The organism is Ignavibacteriales bacterium, assembly GCA_026390775.1.
Classification (GTDB): domain Bacteria; phylum Bacteroidota; class Ignavibacteria; order Ignavibacteriales; family Melioribacteraceae; genus Fen-1258.
Map to the genome: position 1 here is coordinate 85456 of JAPLFF010000008.1, position 18676 is coordinate 104131.

Consider the following 18676-nt stretch of genomic DNA (forward strand, 5'->3'; position numbering starts at 1 on the left):
TCAAAAACTTAATTTCATATGCAAATAATCCAATTTGAGATAAATCATCGAAACCTGGAAGAAAAATTTAACAGCTCTGTGCATAAGTCAATTTTTTTACCGTGCAGGAACACGAAGCTTGATTCCTTTTCTTCCTCTTTTTATTCATGATATTGGCAAGACCACACCCGAATATACTGCAATATGGAGCGGGTGGATATTTGCAGCTCCATTTATTGTTTCATTTTTCACAACTCCTTTTTGGGGAAGCTTCGGCGATAAATACGGCAGAAAATTAATGACAATTCTTGCTGTGTTTGGTTTTGCTGCCGCTCAGTTTTTGATGGGATTCTCTACAAACTTGACTCAACTTATTTTATTTGCTTCGCTTCAAGAAGTTATGGGCGGATTTTATCCCGCAGCTGTTTCGTTAACAGCGTCCAACACTCCAAAAGAAAAAACAGCGCAAGCTCTCGGTATACTGCAATTTGCAAACGGCTCAGGAAATGTTGTGGGACCAATTTTAGGAGGCGTACTTGCAGATCTGGTTGGTCTTAGAGAAGTATTCTTTTTAATTGCAATAACAGTCGGGCTATCCGGATTTTTGATTGTTTTCTTTATAGATGAAAAAAAATTCACACGTGAAGACCATAATTATTACTTCCTCACAAAAAATTGGCGGTATGTCTTAGAGAATAAAAAATTAATTATATGTATGTTGTTTCTACTGATATATTCTTTAGCCGTCACGGTTGTTCGTCCTACATTCTCGCTGTTCATCAAATCAATGAATTTTACATTGAACAATTCTTCCACAGTAACGGGGATTTTGCTAGGTATTTTCGGCGGCACCTCTGCATTGGCTTCTGCTTTAGTTGGCAAATTAGCAGTTAAAAGAAAAATTTATTCGATACTTTTATTTGCCTCAATAGTTGTAACTTCAACATACTTCTTGCTTTCATTTGTGAGCTCTGCTTCTTTTTTAATAATAGTATTGGCTGTTGGTGGATTTGGATTAGGATTAATTCAACCATTGGTATTTACTTTAGTAAGTCATAATACAGATAATAACCGAAAAGCAGGTGTGTTTGGCGTAGGATCAAGTTTTCAGGTAATTGGAAATCTTTTCGGTTCTGTATCAGCCGGATATATTGTTTCTGAATTTGGATTGCGTTTTCCATTTGTTGCAGCCGGGGTACTGTTTTTATTGGTAATTTTTATTGCTTTATTTGGATTAAAGAAAAACTTGTAAAAATATTTTTTACATCCGCTGGCATAGAAAAGGATTCAATATATTTAGATGATCAATTAATGATATGAACTTAAACTCTCCTTTCGTTATATTTTAATACATAAACTGTTGGCACTTATATGAGTAAGCTGACACAAGATTCAAGATTGAAATTCCTTTCCAAACAATTTTCTTTTCAACAGGCTTCCTCATTATATAAAATAAATGCAAAGAGGAGCGGAATATGAGAACCAGATTTTTAATTATCGCTTTAATATTTTTCACTTTAGATGTTCATTTATTATTATCACAACCTGTTGAGATTGATTATTCCAAACCGGAAGAAGTAGCACAAAAATTTCTTCAACTTTATTTCAAAGGAGATTGGTTCGGCGCTTGTAAACTTTGTGCATGCGAAGGATGTGAAGATCAGATATCGTTCATGATAAAGAAAATGGATGAAGAAAGTACAATAACAGATGATACCAAATGCACATTTACACTTGATAAGTTTGAATTAGATAAAGATGGTACAACAGGCAAATATTATTTTACTAAGAATTGTCCGGATCTTAAACCCAGGAAAAATCATATTGATATGAAAAAGGTTGGGGATAAATGGCTGGTTGAATATATTTACAGACGCGATAAGTTTTTGTGAAATCAGACAGACGAGTAATTTTGAACATAAACAATTTTAATCTGAGTTTATATGAGAAGAAATGAAATAAAAAATAGATTTACATTCGAGCACAAGAATGAACCTCTTTTACCAAGAGATCTTTTTGTTAAGAGAATGTTTAATCATCTTCTACTAGGTGCCACTACAATTTTGTTCTCACTTATGATCGGTATAATAGGTTATCATTACTTTGAAGGTATTGGCTGGATTGATTCTCTACTCAATGCCTCTATGATTCTAGGCGGTATGGGACCGGTTACTGAATTACATACAGATTCAGGTAAAATTTTTGCTTCAATGTATGCTCTGTTTTCCGGGATTATTTTTTTAGTTACTGTTGGAATAATAATAGCCCCTGCAGTACATCGTTTCCTTCACCGTCTTCATATAGATGAAAAAGACGGTAACTAAATATTACTAAGACAATTAATACTTCCCTAAGAGAAGAAATATTTTTTTCTTATCTTTTAATGTTGGTAATTCATTGATATTATTATGATTGTTTATTGAAGAAAAACAAAGAAAGAAATTGACAAACATGAAAAAAAGAAAATTAATATTATTTATATCAATAATAATTCTTTCCATATTTATTATTAGTTGTAATGGCAACGGACCAAAGGAAATATCTGTTAATATTTACTTGGTCGCTTATCAAGGATCTAATTTAAACGGGAAGAAAATCGGGTGTAATGACATTTTGGTTCCAATTACTAAAAATGTTTTAGTAGAGAATAACGAGGTAGAATCTGCACTTAATGAGCTGTTAATAACTAAAGATTCGGAAGAATTAAAAAATTTCGTTAAAGGTCCTTCATTACTAGTATATCAAGTAACTATAGCAGATGGAATAGCAGATGTTTATTTAAAAGGGGATTTCCATATGTCCGCTGTTTGCGATATACCACGCATTAAAGAACAACTTTATGAAACTACAAAACAGTTCTCAGACATAAAAGAAGTAAAAATTTATATTAACGATAAAACTTTAGAATCATATCTCACTGTTGCACAAGAAGGATTTAAATAAGAATGTCTTGGATCTGGATCTTTATTGCATCGCTGTTTGAAATCTCCTGGGCTGTCGGTCTAAAATACTCGCAAGGTTTTACTCAATTAAAAGCTACAATTTTTACAGTTATTACTATGATACTAAGCTACGTTTTTCTTTCACTTGGTGTAAAAAATCTTCCTATAGGAACTGCTTATGCTGTCTGGACCGGTATAGGTGCAATCGGAACAGCCATTTACGGAATTATTTATTTTAACGAACCGAAAGATTTAATTCGTGTTTTTTTTATTTTCTTAATCGTTGTTGGAATTATCGGTCTGCGACTTACATACAAAACCAATTGAAATGAAAAAACTTTCCCACGAAGAAATTTCTAAGAACAGAAGCACTTTATCTACATTACACACTGTAACTAAACTTCCAATTTATGTTGTGCTTAACAGCATCCGCAGCAGCTATAATGTAGGATCAATATTCCGCACATCAGACGGTGCTATGATCGAAAAACTTTTTCTCTGCGGATATACACCTCATCCTCCCAAGAAAGAAGTCCTGAAGACAGCACTTGGTTCACAAGATAGTGTTAGTTGGGAATATATCCATGATCCAAAAGACGTTATTCAAAAATTGAAAGCAAATGGAATTAAGATCTGTGCGCTCGAACTTACAGAATCTAGTATCCCAACTTTTAAGATTAAGAAAGAAGATTTCCCTTTGGCATTAATAATCGGAAATGAAATCACAGGAGTTTCACAAGAGTTATTGGATATGTGTGATATGTCAATTGAAATTCCGCAATACGGAATTAAACAATCATTAAATGTTGCAGTAGCTTACGGGATTGCTGTTTTTGATTTAAGAAGGATTTTGGATTCGTAGAGCAGAATCGTATTCTGCACCCTCCTATACAAAAAGCACAGATTAAGAATCTGTGCTACATTGTCCCGGAATAGAATTTATCGATGAGGATCAATTCAGTTTAAATACGGTCTCTTAATTTTTTCTTAGTAGAATCCGGATTTGTTTTTAATCGTTCTAAATTTTTCTGATTAATTAGACGCTCTTTAGACAAGGTATCATTCTTTGCTGTAGAGTCTTTAACTGCAGTTTGTTTTTGCGGTTCTATTTGATTCGAAAGTGGTTGTGCAACATTATTATTTTTTTCTTTTTCTATCTTTTGTTGTTCTAATTCTTTTTGCTTTGCTTCATTTTCAGTCTTTATACGTAATCTTTCAATCTGATATTCACTGAATTTTGGAAGTACAGAATTTGCATACGGTGTTCCCACATAACCTTTTACAAGAATTCCATAAACTGCCGCTGCTGAATCATACATTTTGAGATCTCTTTCATATATCATCCCGGCGTAAGTTAAAGATTTTTTTGCAAATTCTGATTTTGGATAATTATTGTAAATCTCACGAAATGATTTTATCGCATCTTCGTAATTCTTATCATAATATTTTTTCTCGGCTTCTAAATAAAAAACTTCTGCAGGATCTTCATCTTTTTTTACTTCCGCTTTTTTTTCTTCTTTTTTTATCAATCCCAGCTTTTCACCTGCCGCAGTTCTTAGAGGATCTTTTTCGTAATTGTCATAAATGATTTTGAATAGACTGTCGGCTTTTACAGTATCCTTCATTGTCTCATAATAAATTCCGAGTGCATAAAATGTTTGAACTTTTACGGGCTTATTCTGATACTCAGTTAGGATTTTATTATAATAAAAATAGGCTGAGTCCGGTACATCTAACTCGGAAAAAAACAAGCTACCAAGTCCGTACAAACTTTTTGAATAAATTGTCCTAACTGAATCAGCTGAAATTCGAAGGCGTTCCGGTTTTTTTATTTTTCCTTGCAATATTAATTGATAAGGGGTAAGATTTTTATCTTTTGAATTAACATTTTGGTTTTGCTGCAATGCTTGCTGTCGGCGGAGTTCAATTCCCGGATCAGTTTGATTTTGATTATTAGTAGCGCTGTTTTGACTTTCTATAATACGGCGGTTCTCTTCTAAATATTGTCTGTAAGCAATATCATACTCAATAGAATCTTGCATATAACGAGTCGGATTTAGAATATAATTTAACTGCTGAGATAAATCAGTCAACTCTTTCTTATTAGCGAAATATTTATCAAGATCCCTGGCATGTCTGTTCGATTCAATTTTAATATCCGCCGGTGCCAATGACATTGCGACTTTATTATAATACTTATAGGAGCTGTCATAATCGCGAAATTTTATTTTATATATTTCTCCTAATTTCGCTTGTGCAATTCCAGACGTTGGATTCATTCTAAAAGTTGAATCAACTTCCCGAAAAATATTTACAGCTAACTTGGTTTCATTTTTTTCATAATAGATCTGGCCAAGTTCAATCATTACTTGATCAACATAATTTTTGAATTTTCCGGCGTATCTTATATTATTTAGTTCAGATTCACTTTCTTCAACTCTGTTTAAATCTTTTAGCAGTCTCGCATGTTCAATTCGGCTTTGAAATTCAATGTCAAAAGTTGGAGAATATTTTAATACATCTACAAAAGCTTTAAGAGCATTTTCTTTATCTTTTAAAAACAGATAGATCTTTCCAAGCTGATATGAAACAAGCGCATTTGTTTCATCATCTTTGGAAACAGTAAGATAGTAAGTGCATTCATTGATAGCTTTTTGGTATTCTTCACGGAATTCAAAAAATGCAATTCTGGTTATCGCAGCGTCATTAAACAGTTTTTCATCACCTTCTTTCAGAGCTTCCTCTTTTACTTCCTCAATTAGAGTTAAACCCTCATCAAAATTATGAAGTTGTAAATGAGTTTTTGCTAACCAAAGTTTATTTTCAAGTCGATATTTTGTGTCACCGAGTCCAGCAAGTTCAATAAATTTTCTTTGAGCTCTTGCATATTCTGATTGATAATAAAATGCTTTTCCAGTCATGAATAACGCATCAGGGAAATATGATGAGCCTGTTTCATACTGAAGAATCTTCGAACACTTTTCAATAACCCTTGTGAGATCCTGACTAAGCGAACCGCTTAATTGAGTACCTCCGATTTGTGCTCCTGGTTGAACATTTTGTTGTACAGTTTGCGGGACGTTAAATTGTGTCGTTTGTTGGATACCAAATTGCGAACTTGGTTGAGACACAATTGGAGAAGTAGTTTGAGTACCCTGAGTTAGAGTTTCTCGGAAAGCAAAAATATCTTTTTTCTGTTTGAGAATTTCTTCTTCGACTCTATCGAAAAGTGTTTTTGCATTGTAGTAAGTATTGAAGTAGGTGTTAAAGTCTGTCCACACACCGCAACTTGAAAGTGCAACGACGAGAAATAACAAAGATGTCTGCACAAATAGTTTTTTTGTTTTTTTGTAAGACATAGTCTTTTACTATTTAGTTATTGATAAAACTGTAAAAACTATTATGCGGTTTCTCCTTGTTTATGAATTCATATATGTAAATTTACAAAAAATTAAAGAGCAGATGAACCGGATTCATCCGTTCGTATTCTAATTACATCCGATATATCGGAAATAAAAATTTTACCATCGCCAACTTGGCCGGTTTTTGCAGTTCGCAAAATTGCTTCAACAGTTTTTTCAGCCGAATCATCATCAACAATAACTTCAATTTTTATTTTCGGTACGAATTCAATTTGATATTCGCTTCCACGGTAAGTTTCTTTATGCCCTTTTTGTCTCCCATATCCGCGAACTTCAGTAATCGTCATCCCGCGAACACCTTCTTCAAGCAGAGCTTCCTTTACTTCATCCAATTTAAAAGGACGAATGATTGCTTCGATTTTTTTCATAGCAACCTCATATTAAGCGTTTTTACCGTGGCAATTTTTAAATTTTTTACCGCTTCCGCAAGGACACGGTTCATTACGACCAACTTTTGCTTCCACTTTTACCGGCTGTTGTCTTCCCCTTCTATCTCCATCCCCTTCCGGTGACGTAGCCCGCAATCCTAAATTATCTGCAGAATCTTTTATAGTCTGCATTCTTTGCGCCGGGGCAGTTTTTCTTCCTTGTACTTCTTGAGGAGCTTGCGGCCAGAACTTAAAACAGAAAGCAACTACTTCATTTCTAATTTGTTCCAGTAAACTTAAAAACAATGTATAAGATTCGGATTTGTATTCAAGAAGAGGATCTTTCTGCCCGTAAGCTCTTAACCCAATTCCTTCTTTTAAATCATCCATTTCTCTTAGATGCTCTTTCCATTTTTCATCAATAACACTTAACACCGCATATTGTTCCAGACGCGACATTAATTGGATGCTGAGCATCTCTTCTTTTCTTTTGTAAAATTCTTTTGCGCCATCAAGAATTTTTTCTTTCACACCATCTTTACCAAGTTTTTCAAATGTATCGGCTTCAATCTTAAAATCAACTAAGAAATTTTGCAGCACTTCATTATGAATACTTTCTATATCGCCTTCATCATAATATTTATCAACAATCTCCTGAACTACTTCATCAAGATATTCGAACACTTCACTTTTAAGACGTTCACCTTCAAGAGCTTGTTTTCTTCTCGAATAAATTACTTCACGCTGCTGATTCATTACGTTATCGAATTCGAGTAAGCGTTTTCTTATTGCGAAGTTATTTTCTTCAACTTTTTTCTGCGCACGTTCAACTGATCGAGTTATAAGCGGATGTTGAATTGCCTCACCATCTTCCATACCCATTCTTCCCATAACATTCGTAATCCTATCGCTGCCGAATAAACGCATCAAATCATCTTCCAACGAAATGAAAAACTTTGTTGTTCCGGGATCGCCTTGACGTCCTGAACGGCCTCGTAACTGACGATCAATTCTGCGCGCTTCATGTCGTTCTGTACCAAGAATATAAAGACCGCCGGTATCTACAACACCAGCGCCTAATTTAATATCAGTACCACGACCCGCCATGTTTGTTGCAATTGTAACTGCACCGGGTTGTCCCGCGAATGCTATAATCTCTGCTTCACGCTGATGCTGTTTAGCATTAAGAACATTGTGCGGAATACCTTGTCTCTTCAAAATTTTGCTGATCGTTTCAGAAACATCAACGCTTGTTGTTCCAACAAGAACCGGACGTTTTTGTTCGCGCAGCTCGCTTATCTTTTCTAAAATAGCGCTATACTTTTCACGTTTAGTTTTATAGATCGCATCGTCTTCATCATCTCTAACATTTGGTCTGTTGGTTGGAATAACTAAAACTTCCAATTTATAAATTTCAAAGAACTCTCCTTCTTCAGTTTCCGCTGTTCCGGTCATACCTGCAAGTTTTCTGTAGAGGCGGAAATAATTTTGAAGAGTAATTGTTGCCAGAGTTTGTGTATCACGTTCAACCTTTACGCTTTCTTTTGCTTCAATAGCTTGATGTAGTCCGTCGGAATATCTTCTTCCCGGAAGAACACGTCCTGTAAACTCATCAACAATCGCAATTTTTCCTTCTTCAGTAATTACATATTCAACATCTTTCTCAAATAAAGTATAAGCTTTCAATAGCTGATTTAATGTGTGAATCCGATCCGATCTTTCTGAATATATATGATAAAGCTCATCTTTCTTTTTTAATTTATCTTCATCCGAAACCGAAGGATCATTTTCTAATTTACTTATCTCAGTGCCGAGATCAGGTAGAACAAAAAAATCTTTTCCTTCGGAAGAACCCATGGCAAGTTCATCCCTTCCTTTTTCGGTAAGGTCCATTTGATTGTTTCGTTCTTCAATTGCAAAGTAAAGTTCTTCATCAATCTCCGGCATTCGTTTAGCGCTTTCGCGAAGAAAATCGAGTTCGGTCTGCTGTAATAATTTTTTGTATTCCGGTTCGGAAAAAAGTTTCATTAAAGCTTTATTCTTAGGAAATCCTCTATGCGCTCTTAACAAAAGCATCCCGGCTCTTTCGCGGTCTTTAGAATTATCTGATTGTAAAAGTTGTTCAGCTTCTTTTACAATTGATGCAACAAGATTAGATTGTTTTCTGAAAAGTCTTTCAACACTCGGTTTCATCTCATCAAATTTATGTTCTGTTGAGCCGACGGGACCGGAAATAATAAGTGGTGTTCTTGCTTCATCTATTAAAACAGAATCAACTTCATCCACAATTGCAAAGTTGTGTCCCCGTTGAACACAATATTCTTTTGAACTTGCCATGTTATCACGCAGATAATCAAAACCAAATTCATTATTGGTTCCGTAAGTAATATCGCATGCATACATTTTAATTCGCTGATCGGAATCCATCGTATTAATTATACAACCAATGGTCAACCCGTGAAATTTGTAAATCTCACCCATCCACTCACTATCACGTTTAGCAAGATAATCGTTAACGGTTACAAGATGAACGCCGCGACCTGTGAGTGCATTTAGATAAACCGGCAGAGTTGCAACAAGTGTTTTACCTTCACCCGTTGCCATTTCAGCAATTTTACCTTGATGTAAAACAATTCCGCCAAGAAGTTGAACGTCATAAGGAATCATATCCCAGGTAATTTTATTAGCTGCTGCTTCCCATGATCTTCCGCATAGTCTACGGCAAGTGTCTTTAACAACTGCAAATGCTTCCGGTAAAATTTCATTGAGAATTTCTTCGTACTTGTCGGTAAGTTCATTCTCCAATCTTTCAACTTCATCATAGATAGCGTGTTTCTCTTCAACGGATTGTACATCTAGAAGCTTAATTTTTAATTCATCAAGCGGTTTTTTTGTTTCGCGGGTATATTCTTCAATTCTATTTTTGAATTCAGTAGTTTTAACGCGGAGTTCATCATCCGTCAAATCTTTTAATTTTTCGTACTCAACTTTAATTTGTTCAACAACAGGCCATAGATCTTTTGTAGCACGTACATTTTTATCGCCAAAAAACTTTTTCAGCAGCGATTCGAACATCAAATTCTCCTATTTTTTCGGCAAGCAAGTTAAATAAAGAGGTTCTTAATTGCAATGAAACTGCGTATATACAAGTGATAACAGACGCTTCAAACATTATTAAACAAAGGTGTAAATGAGTTTCCGTTTTTTTTCTTATTGTTGCATCAATAGTTAATTAGTGCGATTGATCTATACAAGAATTATTTTAACAACTAATAGTTTTGGTGAGTTTTAATTTTGCATAGAAAGAAATTTCAATTCTCTGCCGGATTTGTAAATAAACTGGTTGAATTAACCGAGGGTAAAATATCTTCCAGAATATTTGAACAAGTTCTAGTTTTTCTCGAAACCGAAACGAAAAAATATTATTTCACTCAGTCATCTGAGGCAAATCTTCTAAGAATATTCTCTTCAATTTATGATAAGACTTTTTTCTTCGATGAGATTATTGGATATCCACATCATGGCGAAATTCTTGTTGCCATTTCATCTTGCAGTGATTTCTTAACCGATATAATCGTTCGTTACCCTCAATTTCTTTATCAAGTATTCGATCAAGAGTACCTTTCAAAAAAATTTGATCTTGTTTATTTAATGAAAGAAGTTGAGGATGGAGCCGGGCATTTTAAATCTTTCAATTCAAAACTAAATTTTCTTAGACAGATCAAACAGAGATTCATTCTTAAAATTGGACTTGCAGATATACTCGGCATAGATGAGTTGATTTCTACAACAGAACAACTTTCTTTTTTAGCAAAATCTCTAAACTCAAAACTATTCGAAATATGCTATCAAGAAGTATTGAACAAATACGGGATTACAGATCTTCATCATAAATATTGTTTATGCTCTTTAGGAAAGCTGGGCGGTAATGAACTCAATTACAGTTCCGATGTTGATCTAGTTCTTTTTTATGACTTCAATGAAAATATTGGCGGAAGTTCGAAAGATTATCATGAATTATTATCTGAGGCGGCGCAATTATTTATAAAATCTTCCACAGAGATCTCTGATCGTGGTTACATTTATCGAGTTGATTTTCGTTTGCGTCCCGATGGGAAATTTTCAGAACTGTGTAAATCGTTAGTTGATTACACAAAATATTATGAAACTCGGGGTGAGGATTGGGAACGGCAAATGCTGATCAAGCTGGATTACATCTGCGGTGATGAAAATCTTTACAATCAATTTTTCAATTTCGTTCAGCCATATATTTTCCCTTCGACTTATTCATCTTCTATCAAAGAAAAAATTAGACAGATGAAATCAAATATTGAACTTCATAACAAAGAAAAAGAGAATGTAAAGACTTTTATCGGTGGAATTAGAGATATTGAATTTTCAGTCCAAGCACTTCAATTAATTAACGGGGGTAAAAGCAAATCTGTAAGAAGTGGAAATACTTTGAAAGTGATCTCACTTCTTACCGAACAGAAATTCTTAACAAAAAGAGAGAGTACAATATTTTCTAAAGCATATATTTTCTTTAGACGCTTAGAACATTTTCTTCAATTGATGAATGATACCCAGACACATATCATCTCTCAAGAGAATGAGCTGCTTCATAAATTGATAAATTACCTTGGGCTGAAATCAAAAGAAGAGTTTAATAGTATTCTAAAGTCACACCGAACGAATGTTAGAAATGTTTATAATCAAATTCTTAAGACTGAATCTTCCAACAAAAAAGATTTTAGTCCTCAAATAAAATTTAAGGAAACAAAAAAAGCTGAAAAGAATCTAAATTTTCTTCGAACGGGCGAAGGACTAATTGGAAGAAAAGAATTTGATTCCAGAACAACAGAATTATTTTCGTCTATACAGCCGACATTAATAGGCTTTCTAAAAAAAATAGATGAACCCGATGTTGTTTTGAATAATTTTGTAAAGATCATTCAGTCATCTAAAATAGCATCAATTTGGTATAGTGAATTTTTCAACAAGAAATTCTTCGCACATTTTCTCAAAGTTTGTCATTATTCACAGAAAGCAGTTGATCTCATATCAACTAACATGTTTCTTGAAGAATTTTTTCTCTCCAGAAAAGTATTTGTAAAAATATCGGATGAGCCGCTTAATCAGTTTAACCCGGATGAAATTGTTCTTATACTTTCCACACAATATGCTCTTGGTTTGATTAACTCACTTCAGGTTTCTGAAATTTTATCTTCTTACATAGCACAAAAGATTGAATCGCATGTAAACAAATCATCAATTCAATACAATTATTTTATTGGTGGATTAGGAAGTTTTGGTTCTGCAAATATGAACTTTGCTTCGGATGTTGACCTAATAATTGTTACCGATAATGTTGCAGATCATCCTAATATTCAAAAAGATTTTCAAAAATTAATTAATGCTCTTTCCGAAATAATAAAACCATTCGCAGTTGATTTTAAACTGCGTCCTGAAGGGAAAAGTTCTCCATTAGTTTGGGGAATAGAGAATTACAACGATTATTTAGATAAGCGTGCAAGGGTTTGGGAATTTCAGTCTCTTCTAAAACTCAAGTATATCTGCGGTGATTTTAATTTATTTAATCGCTTACGAAAGCATATCTTGGAAAAAGTTAGACTACTGGATAAAGCTGAAATAAGAAAAGAAATTGTAAAAATGTATTCCACAATTTTGCGTCAAACAATTCATTCATCTGATGGATCGTTTAACATAAAGAAAGATCGCGGCGGATTACTTACTATTGATTTTATATTGCAATCTATTTGCTTGAACTATCCGGAGTTGTTTGAAAAGTGCATCGGAAATAATTTTACTAGAATATTTCAAGTTGTTAAAAAACATTTCTCCGCATCAGAGATTGCCATACTAAAAAGTAATTTTATTTTCCTTAAACATGTTGAACTAGCTTTGCAAAATATTTACAATGTTAGTAAAGTTAATTTGCCCTCGAATCTAGATAAGAAAAATATTATTACATCATTCATGAAACTAAAAAGTGTTAATGAGTTAGATAAAAAAATTAAAGAAATTATTAAATCAAACAATTCACTATTTGAAAAATATGTTTCCAATTAAAAAAGAATTCTTCCTAAAACATTATTCATTGATGACGGGATTACTTGTAGTTACAGTTTATCTTTTTACAATTGATTAGAATTAATAAAAATATTGCACTCAAAGAAAGTGAATTAACATTCAAGTTTATCCGTTCTTCCGGACCGGGTGGACAAAACGTAAATAAGGTTGCAACCGCAGTTCAATTACGATTTGATATTACTTCTTCGAAATCACTGACTGAAGATGTAAAAACAAGATTAAAATCTATTGCCGGAAGAAAAGTAACTAAGGATGGTGTGTTGATTATTGAAGCCAACCGGTTTAGAACTCAGGAGAAAAACCGTAAGGATGCAATTGCAAGATTAATCGTGTTGATTGACAAATCTTCTGTAAGAAGGAAACGTAGAATTAAAACAAATCCCTCGCATGCTTCGAACCAAAAAAGAATTGAAGTAAAGAAAAGATTAAGTGAAAAGAAAAAAATGAGAAAATATTCTGATCAATCGTGATGTTTCTCGGCTGTTAAGACCAATATTAATTAGGAACGTTCGGAAGAATGAGAGGAAGCTGCGGAAGAAAGAGCGCGTAAAGAATCCACATAGTAATGCAGATCGTTATTGGAATAGTAAGATTGTCGTCCGTCCATTCGCCGGAAATATTTTCTGCAATTGCCCCGACTGCAATAGCGGCAAACCCGATCAAATATTCTTCAAATCTTCCTTCAATCTTCGGTGAAAGAAGAACAACTATACAAGAAAAGAAAAAGAATGCAAGAGTTCCTTCTAAACTCTTTAACAAAAATTTTGTCTTGCCGAATTTTCTTCCGATAAGTGCCGCAGTACCGTCACCAATTATCAAGACCGCAAATGCAGTAACAACAAAAATTTTAGGAAAGATAACAATAACAATTACAGCAGAAAGCAGAACGTATGTGGCTCCATTTAAATTTTTCTTTTTGGCGTCAACCTCATGCTTACGCATCATAAATCCAAAAATTTTATATACTAATCCGGCAAGAGGTTTATGATAATACCTTCCGTAATCAACAAGAAAAGAAAATATTGTAAGAGGAATTAATATTGATAATGCTAATTGCTTTGTGATATGATAGTACACAATTGGGATAGAAAGAGAAACCAGATGAAATGTTTTTCGCAGTACTTCACTCTTATAATCTATTGTAGCGCGGTCATTTGCTATCATTACTCTCTGGAGTTTTTACTGTTTCTTTTTTCTTTTTTTCTTCAATTAATTTTTGGACATGGTCCGGAACTTCACTTTCAGTTGGTTTAACCGGATCGGAACCATTCCTTTTAACTGGAGGAAGTACTTCTCCGCGCATAATTTTATCAATCTCATCACCGTCAAGAATTTCCCGTTCCAATAATTCTTTAGAAAGTCTATGAAGCAGATCAACGTTCTCTGAAAGAATTTTTTCGGCACGTTTCATTCCGTCCATTATTATTTTCTTCAATTCCGAATCTATATCCTGTGCGGTTTGCTCGCTGTAGTCTTTATGCTTTGTAATTTCCCGACCTAAGAAAATTTCTTGATCTTTTTGACCGTACGCTATAGGACCAAGCTTATCACTCATTCCCCATTCGCAAACCATCTTGCGTGCAATGTCCGTTGATTTTTCTATATCATTTCCCGCCCCTGTAGTAAAACGGTTGAATATCAATTTTTCCGCCGCACGTCCGCCTAGTGCATAAGTTATCATCGCTTCAAGATAATTCTTTGAGTAAGTATGTTTTTCATCAACAGGAAGATATGTTGTAACACCAAGTGCGCGTCCGCGAGGAATGATAGTAACTTTGTGAACCGGATCTGCTTCGGGAACCATCTTAGCAACAAGAACATGTCCAATTTCATGATAAGCAGTAATCTTTTTTTCTTCTTCTGTAATGATCAGACTCTTTCGTTCCATTCCCATCATTACTTTATCTTTTGCTTCTTCAAAATCTTCCATCCCGACATTCTTTTTATTCTTGCGAGCAGCAAGAAGAGCCGCTTCGTTTACAAGATTTGCAATATCAGCTCCCGCAAGTCCCGGAGTACCTTTAGCAAGTATTTCAAGATCTACATCAACATCGAGTGGAATATTTCTTGTGTGAACTTTAAATATTCCTTCCCTTCCTTTTACATCCGGACGGTCAACAACAACTTGGCGATCAAAACGGCCGGGACGTAATAATGCCGGATCGAGAACATCCGGTCTATTTGTAGCGGCTATAATTATTACACCGCTGTTCTGTTCGAATCCATCCATTTCAACAAGAAGTTGATTTAATGTTTGTTCACGCTCATCGTGTCCGCCGCCAAGACCTGAACCACGGTGACGACCGACCGCATCAATCTCATCAATAAAAATTATACATGGCGCACTTCGTTTTCCTTGTTCGAATAGATCGCGCACACGACTTGCACCAACACCAACAAACATTTCAACGAAGTCAGCGCCGGAGATTGAGAAGAACGGAACACCTGCTTCGCCAGCAACTGCTCTTGCTAATAAAGTTTTTCCGGTTCCCGGAGGTCCTAACAATAAAACTCCGCGCGGAATTTTACCGCCAAGTCTTTGAAATTTAGCAGGTTCCTTTAAAAATTCTATGATCTCTTCGAGTTCTTGTTTTGCTTCATCTGCACCGGCAACATCTTTGAATGTAACTTTTATTGCCGATTCAGAAATTAATTTTGCTTTGCTTTTTCCAAAATTGAAAATGCCGCGAGCACCGCCACCACCGCCGGCTCCGCCTTGCATTCTTCTAAAAATTAAAATCCAAACACCGAAAATTAGAATCCAAGGGATTAATCCGAGAAGAACTGTCATCCACTCATTAGACTCTTTTACAAATGTGAACTTTACATTTTTTTCTTTCCAAACTTTTATGTTATCCTGAATTATTGCTTGGTCGAATGTTAATGAGAATTTTTGAATATCAACGGGAGTGCCGTTGATATTCTTTTTTTCTTTTTGAATTAGTGTTCCTTCTAATCTATAATCTGTCGCATCGGATTTAACAACTTTAACTTCGGCAATTTTACCGGCGTCTAAAAATTCTTGGTAAACATCGAAAGTAATTTCGACATTTCCTGAGGAACTAGCTCTCATAAACTGCATAACAATAACTGCCGCAACTATAACGGCGCCCCAGCTAAAAACAGTTTTTATAATTTTTCCCCAATCAAATTCACCGTCAGGTTTCTGTAGCGGATTAAATCCTTTTTTGGGTTTGTTCTGTTTAGGTTTTTTCTCTTCGTCAGCCATGAATAATTTATTCTCAAGATCTTGCATTTTTAATTTTTTCTCCATTATTCACTTAAAACATATATTGAGCTTAGATTTCGATACTTCTGTGCGTAATCGAGACCGTAACCAATCACAAATTTATTTGGAATTTTGAAGCCAATATAATCAATTTGGACATCATATTTTAAACTCTCGGGCTTCACTAAGAGTGTTACTACTTTCATACTTGCCGGTGTGTGTTCTTTAATAAGTTGTTCGATGTAGTTGATCGAAAGACCGGTATCAATTATATCTTCAACAATAATTAAATGCCTGTCGTTTATATCTGCATTAAGATCTTTTACCATTTTTACTTTGCCGGATGAAATTTTTTCATCGCCGTAGCTTGATAGTTTGAAGAAATCCATTTCGCAATTGATTGTTATATTCTTTAGAAGATCAGCCATGAACATGAATGATCCGTTCAGTACACCAATAAATATTGGTAGTTTAGCTTTATACTCTTCTGATATTTGTTTCCCCAATTCAGCAATTCTTTTTTGGATTTCTTCTTCAGATAAGAAAGGAACAAATTTATCTGTTCCCACCAAAATTTCATTTTTTTGATTTTTCATTTCACCCATAATTTATAAATCTTCTTTGTTTTCGAATTCAGTTTGTATCTGTCGTCTATCCTTAAACCAACAATCCAGACAATTTGGTCCCGATTAGTAAGAACTAATTGATTTTTTTTTTTTTTTACTGAAATTTTTAGATCAGTCAGAAAATCGGAAACCTTTTTGAAATTTTTCATGCCGAGCGGTTTGAATTTATCTCCAAATTTCCATGTACGTAAAATAAAATTTTCATTCATTCCGTCTGCAGAAATAAACTCAACTTTTCCATTATTCTTGAATTGGACGTTCTCACTCTTTGCTAGTTCTATACCGATTACTTTAGAACCAAGGTTAATCTGATCACCGGTTTTCAACGTAAAATTATTATTAGATGTCTTACCGCTCAATTCGATTCTAATACTTTCTTCTTCGCGCGAAGCAATAAGTTTTTTAGAAAGCTGAATCTTCTTCCCTTTTTGTTTTGTGATCAATGAATTGATCTTAATGTAATCATCGTATTCAAATTCATGATTTAGATATCTCTTAAAAATAATTTTTAATATGTCACCTGGGATTTTTCCCTCAAACAAATCCGCAAATAGCAAAGGAAAACTTACTGCATTTGAATTATGTGTAACATATTCCGCAATGATATGATCGATTAGTTTATGATTAAGGAATAAAGTGTTCTCAAAATTTTTAGATGAGCGGAAAAGTGCTTCATCAACAGCCAGATTTAATTTCATACGGACTAATGGAAGAATTCTATTGCGGATATAATTTCTTTTATAATCATCTTTCATGTTCGATGAATCAATACGGAAAGAGATTTTTTCATGATCTAAATAATTACTGATCTCCTGCTTCGTTAAGCACAAGAAAGGACGGATAATATTTCCGCGTTGGATCGGAATTCCGCTAAAGCCAGAAAATCCTGTTCCGCTGAATAAATTTAATAGAATTGTCTCGGTGTTGTCGCTTTGGTTATGTGCAGTTACAATTTTTGTTGAACCGGTTTTTTCCGCGAGCTTCAGTAAATTATTATACCGTAGATTACGAGCTGCTTCTTCAATCGAAATTTTATTTTTTGCGGAAAACGATTTTACATTAAGTTTTACAACATCAAGCGGGATTGATCTCTTTTTACAAAATTCTTTGGAAAAAATTTCATCTGCATCCGATTCCTTACCGCGTAATCCGTGATTGAAATGAACAGCATACAAATCAACTTTATATTTTCTTTTGAACTTGTCTAAGAAATGAAGAGCAAAAACAGAATCTGGTCCGCCGCTGAATGCTACTAAAATTTTATCACCAGCAGAAATCAATTTATTCTGTTCGATAAATCTTAAAACTTTTTGCTCTGTTTTTTTCATTTTATAAATGACAATAAAAAAAAGAAAGTCTCATAAGAGACTTTTCAACAATTATTTGATAATTATTGCCTTATAGCAAAATAACTTCCTCTTTGAGAGAGATTGAGGGAGCTATTATTCTATTTTCAAAATTTCAAACTTTATTAGACCAGCAGGAACTTTTGCTTGAACAACTTGCTTTTCTTTTGTACCCATCAGGGCTTGCCCGACCGGTGATGTAATAGAAATTTTCCCCTTATCAATATCGGCTTCTTCCGGTGAAACTAAAGTATATTTATAAGTTTTGGAATTGTTCAAATTTTTAACTGTGAGCGTGGAAAGAATGTGTGCTTGATCTTTCGGCATATTGGTAATATCAATTACCGATGCTCTTGAAAGGACATCTTCCATCTTGCTGATCCTTAACTCCAGCAATCCCTGCTCTTCTTTTGCCGCATCATATTCGGCATTTTCCGAAAGATCGCCGTGAGAACGGGCTTCAGCAATTCTTTCAGCCATTAATTTTCTGCCGCCGTTTTTCATTTCACTAAGCTCTTTTTCAAGCTCTCTAATTCTCTCTTTGCTTAAGTAGACAAAATTCGTCACGCTATAAGCTCCTATTTATTTGGTCAAATAAAAAAAATAGCCACTGCTTTTTTGCAGTGGCAACACAAACTTATAAAAATATTGGA

General features: G+C 34.3%; 16 protein-coding genes. 8 read left to right on the top strand and 8 right to left on the bottom strand.

Annotated elements, in window-relative coordinates; genetic code table 11:
• Window positions 1-82: 82 nt before the first annotated feature.
• The 6 genes from NTZ27_12990 to NTZ27_13015 all read left to right on the top strand — a co-directional run bounded on the left by NTZ27_12990 (window position 83) and on the right by NTZ27_13015 (window position 3783).
• Window positions 83-1231: an MFS transporter gene (locus NTZ27_12990; protein ID MCX6175662.1), complete on the top strand. Its 1149-nt coding sequence runs from the start codon at window positions 83-85 to the stop codon at window positions 1229-1231.
• 223 nt (window positions 1232-1454) lie between these two features.
• A complete protein-coding gene (locus NTZ27_12995; protein MCX6175663.1) occupies window positions 1455-1871 on the top strand; it encodes a hypothetical protein in 417 nt (138 codons plus the stop codon).
• 51 nt (window positions 1872-1922) lie between these two features.
• Window positions 1923-2303: a hypothetical protein gene (locus NTZ27_13000; protein MCX6175664.1), complete on the top strand. Its 381-nt coding sequence runs from the start codon at window positions 1923-1925 to the stop codon at window positions 2301-2303.
• A gap of 127 nt (window positions 2304-2430) precedes the next feature.
• Window positions 2431-2922: a GerMN domain-containing protein gene (locus tag NTZ27_13005; protein MCX6175665.1), complete on the top strand. Its 492-nt coding sequence runs from the start codon at window positions 2431-2433 to the stop codon at window positions 2920-2922.
• A 2-nt stretch (window positions 2923-2924) separates the two neighbouring features.
• Window positions 2925-3248, top strand: a complete 324-nt coding sequence (locus NTZ27_13010) for a multidrug efflux SMR transporter (GenBank protein MCX6175666.1) — start codon at window positions 2925-2927, stop codon at window positions 3246-3248.
• Between the two features lies 1 nt (window position 3249).
• Window positions 3250-3783 carry an RNA methyltransferase gene (locus NTZ27_13015; GenBank protein MCX6175667.1) on the top strand — a complete coding sequence of 178 codons (534 nt, stop codon included), beginning with the start codon at window positions 3250-3252 and terminating at the stop codon, window positions 3781-3783.
• Window positions 3784-3883: 100 nt separating this feature from the next.
• On the opposite strand, the gene NTZ27_13020 is transcribed toward NTZ27_13015, so the two are convergent.
• The 3 genes from NTZ27_13020 to secA all read right to left on the bottom strand — a co-directional run bounded on the left by NTZ27_13020 (window position 3884) and on the right by secA (window position 9786).
• Window positions 3884-6280 (bottom strand): hypothetical protein, encoded by a 2397-nt coding sequence (locus NTZ27_13020; GenBank protein MCX6175668.1) that lies wholly within the window; start codon window positions 6278-6280, stop codon window positions 3884-3886.
• 92 nt (window positions 6281-6372) lie between these two features.
• Window positions 6373-6711, bottom strand: coding sequence for a P-II family nitrogen regulator (locus tag NTZ27_13025; protein ID MCX6175669.1), 339 nt, complete (start codon window positions 6709-6711; stop codon window positions 6373-6375).
• A gap of 12 nt (window positions 6712-6723) precedes the next feature.
• Window positions 6724-9786 carry a preprotein translocase subunit SecA gene (secA, locus tag NTZ27_13030; protein ID MCX6175670.1) on the bottom strand — a complete coding sequence of 1021 codons (3063 nt, stop codon included), beginning with the start codon at window positions 9784-9786 and terminating at the stop codon, window positions 6724-6726.
• Window positions 9787-10005: 219 nt separating this feature from the next.
• Between secA and NTZ27_13035 the strand changes: the two genes are divergently transcribed.
• Window positions 10006-12801: a hypothetical protein gene (locus NTZ27_13035; GenBank protein MCX6175671.1), complete on the top strand. Its 2796-nt coding sequence runs from the start codon at window positions 10006-10008 to the stop codon at window positions 12799-12801.
• Window positions 12802-12872: 71 nt separating this feature from the next.
• Window positions 12873-13292, top strand: a complete 420-nt coding sequence (gene arfB / locus NTZ27_13040) for an alternative ribosome rescue aminoacyl-tRNA hydrolase ArfB (GenBank protein ID MCX6175672.1) — start codon at window positions 12873-12875, stop codon at window positions 13290-13292.
• 25 nt (window positions 13293-13317) lie between these two features.
• On the opposite strand, the gene NTZ27_13045 is transcribed toward arfB, so the two are convergent.
• The 5 genes from NTZ27_13045 to greA form a co-directional block, all read right to left on the bottom strand.
• Window positions 13318-13986, bottom strand: a complete 669-nt coding sequence (locus NTZ27_13045) for an SEC59/DGK1/VTE5 family protein (protein MCX6175673.1) — start codon at window positions 13984-13986, stop codon at window positions 13318-13320.
• Complete coding sequence (gene ftsH, locus NTZ27_13050; protein ID MCX6175674.1) at window positions 13973-16051, bottom strand: ATP-dependent zinc metalloprotease FtsH; 2079 nt, start codon at window positions 16049-16051, stop codon at window positions 13973-13975. The genes NTZ27_13045 and ftsH overlap by 14 nt, the downstream gene beginning before the upstream one ends.
• Window positions 16052-16095: 44 nt before the next feature.
• Entirely contained in the window at window positions 16096-16647 is a 552-nt protein-coding gene (hpt, locus tag NTZ27_13055) for a hypoxanthine phosphoribosyltransferase (protein MCX6175675.1), read from the bottom strand.
• The gene (tilS, locus tag NTZ27_13060; protein ID MCX6175676.1) at window positions 16644-18005 is read right to left on the bottom strand and encodes a tRNA lysidine(34) synthetase TilS; all 1362 of its coding nucleotides are present in this window, start codon (window positions 18003-18005) and stop codon (window positions 16644-16646) included. Before tilS ends, hpt begins: the two co-directional genes overlap by 4 nt.
• A 114-nt stretch (window positions 18006-18119) precedes the next feature.
• Window positions 18120-18590, bottom strand: a complete 471-nt coding sequence (gene greA, locus NTZ27_13065) for a transcription elongation factor GreA (protein MCX6175677.1) — start codon at window positions 18588-18590, stop codon at window positions 18120-18122.
• Between the last annotated feature and the right edge of the window lie 86 nt (window positions 18591-18676).

Coding starts and splice junctions, on each gene's coding strand:
- NTZ27_12995 (MCX6175663.1), top strand. CDS start 1,455: ATGAGAACCAGATTTTTAATTATCGCTTTAATATTTTTCACTTTAGAT.
- secA (MCX6175670.1), bottom strand. CDS start 9,786: ATGTTCGAATCGCTGCTGAAAAAGTTTTTTGGCGATAAAAATGTACGT.
- NTZ27_13000 (MCX6175664.1), top strand. CDS start 1,923: ATGAGAAGAAATGAAATAAAAAATAGATTTACATTCGAGCACAAGAAT.
- NTZ27_13025 (MCX6175669.1), bottom strand. CDS start 6,711: ATGAAAAAAATCGAAGCAATCATTCGTCCTTTTAAATTGGATGAAGTA.
- NTZ27_13010 (MCX6175666.1), top strand. CDS start 2,925: ATGTCTTGGATCTGGATCTTTATTGCATCGCTGTTTGAAATCTCCTGG.
- NTZ27_13005 (MCX6175665.1), top strand. CDS start 2,431: ATGAAAAAAAGAAAATTAATATTATTTATATCAATAATAATTCTTTCC.
- NTZ27_13045 (MCX6175673.1), bottom strand. CDS start 13,986: ATGATAGCAAATGACCGCGCTACAATAGATTATAAGAGTGAAGTACTG.
- hpt (MCX6175675.1), bottom strand. CDS start 16,647: ATGAAAAATCAAAAAAATGAAATTTTGGTGGGAACAGATAAATTTGTT.
- NTZ27_13015 (MCX6175667.1), top strand. CDS start 3,250: ATGAAAAAACTTTCCCACGAAGAAATTTCTAAGAACAGAAGCACTTTA.
- ftsH (MCX6175674.1), bottom strand. CDS start 16,051: ATGGCTGACGAAGAGAAAAAACCTAAACAGAACAAACCCAAAAAAGGA.
- tilS (MCX6175676.1), bottom strand. CDS start 18,005: ATGAAAAAAACAGAGCAAAAAGTTTTAAGATTTATCGAACAGAATAAA.
- NTZ27_13020 (MCX6175668.1), bottom strand. CDS start 6,280: ATGTCTTACAAAAAAACAAAAAAACTATTTGTGCAGACATCTTTGTTA.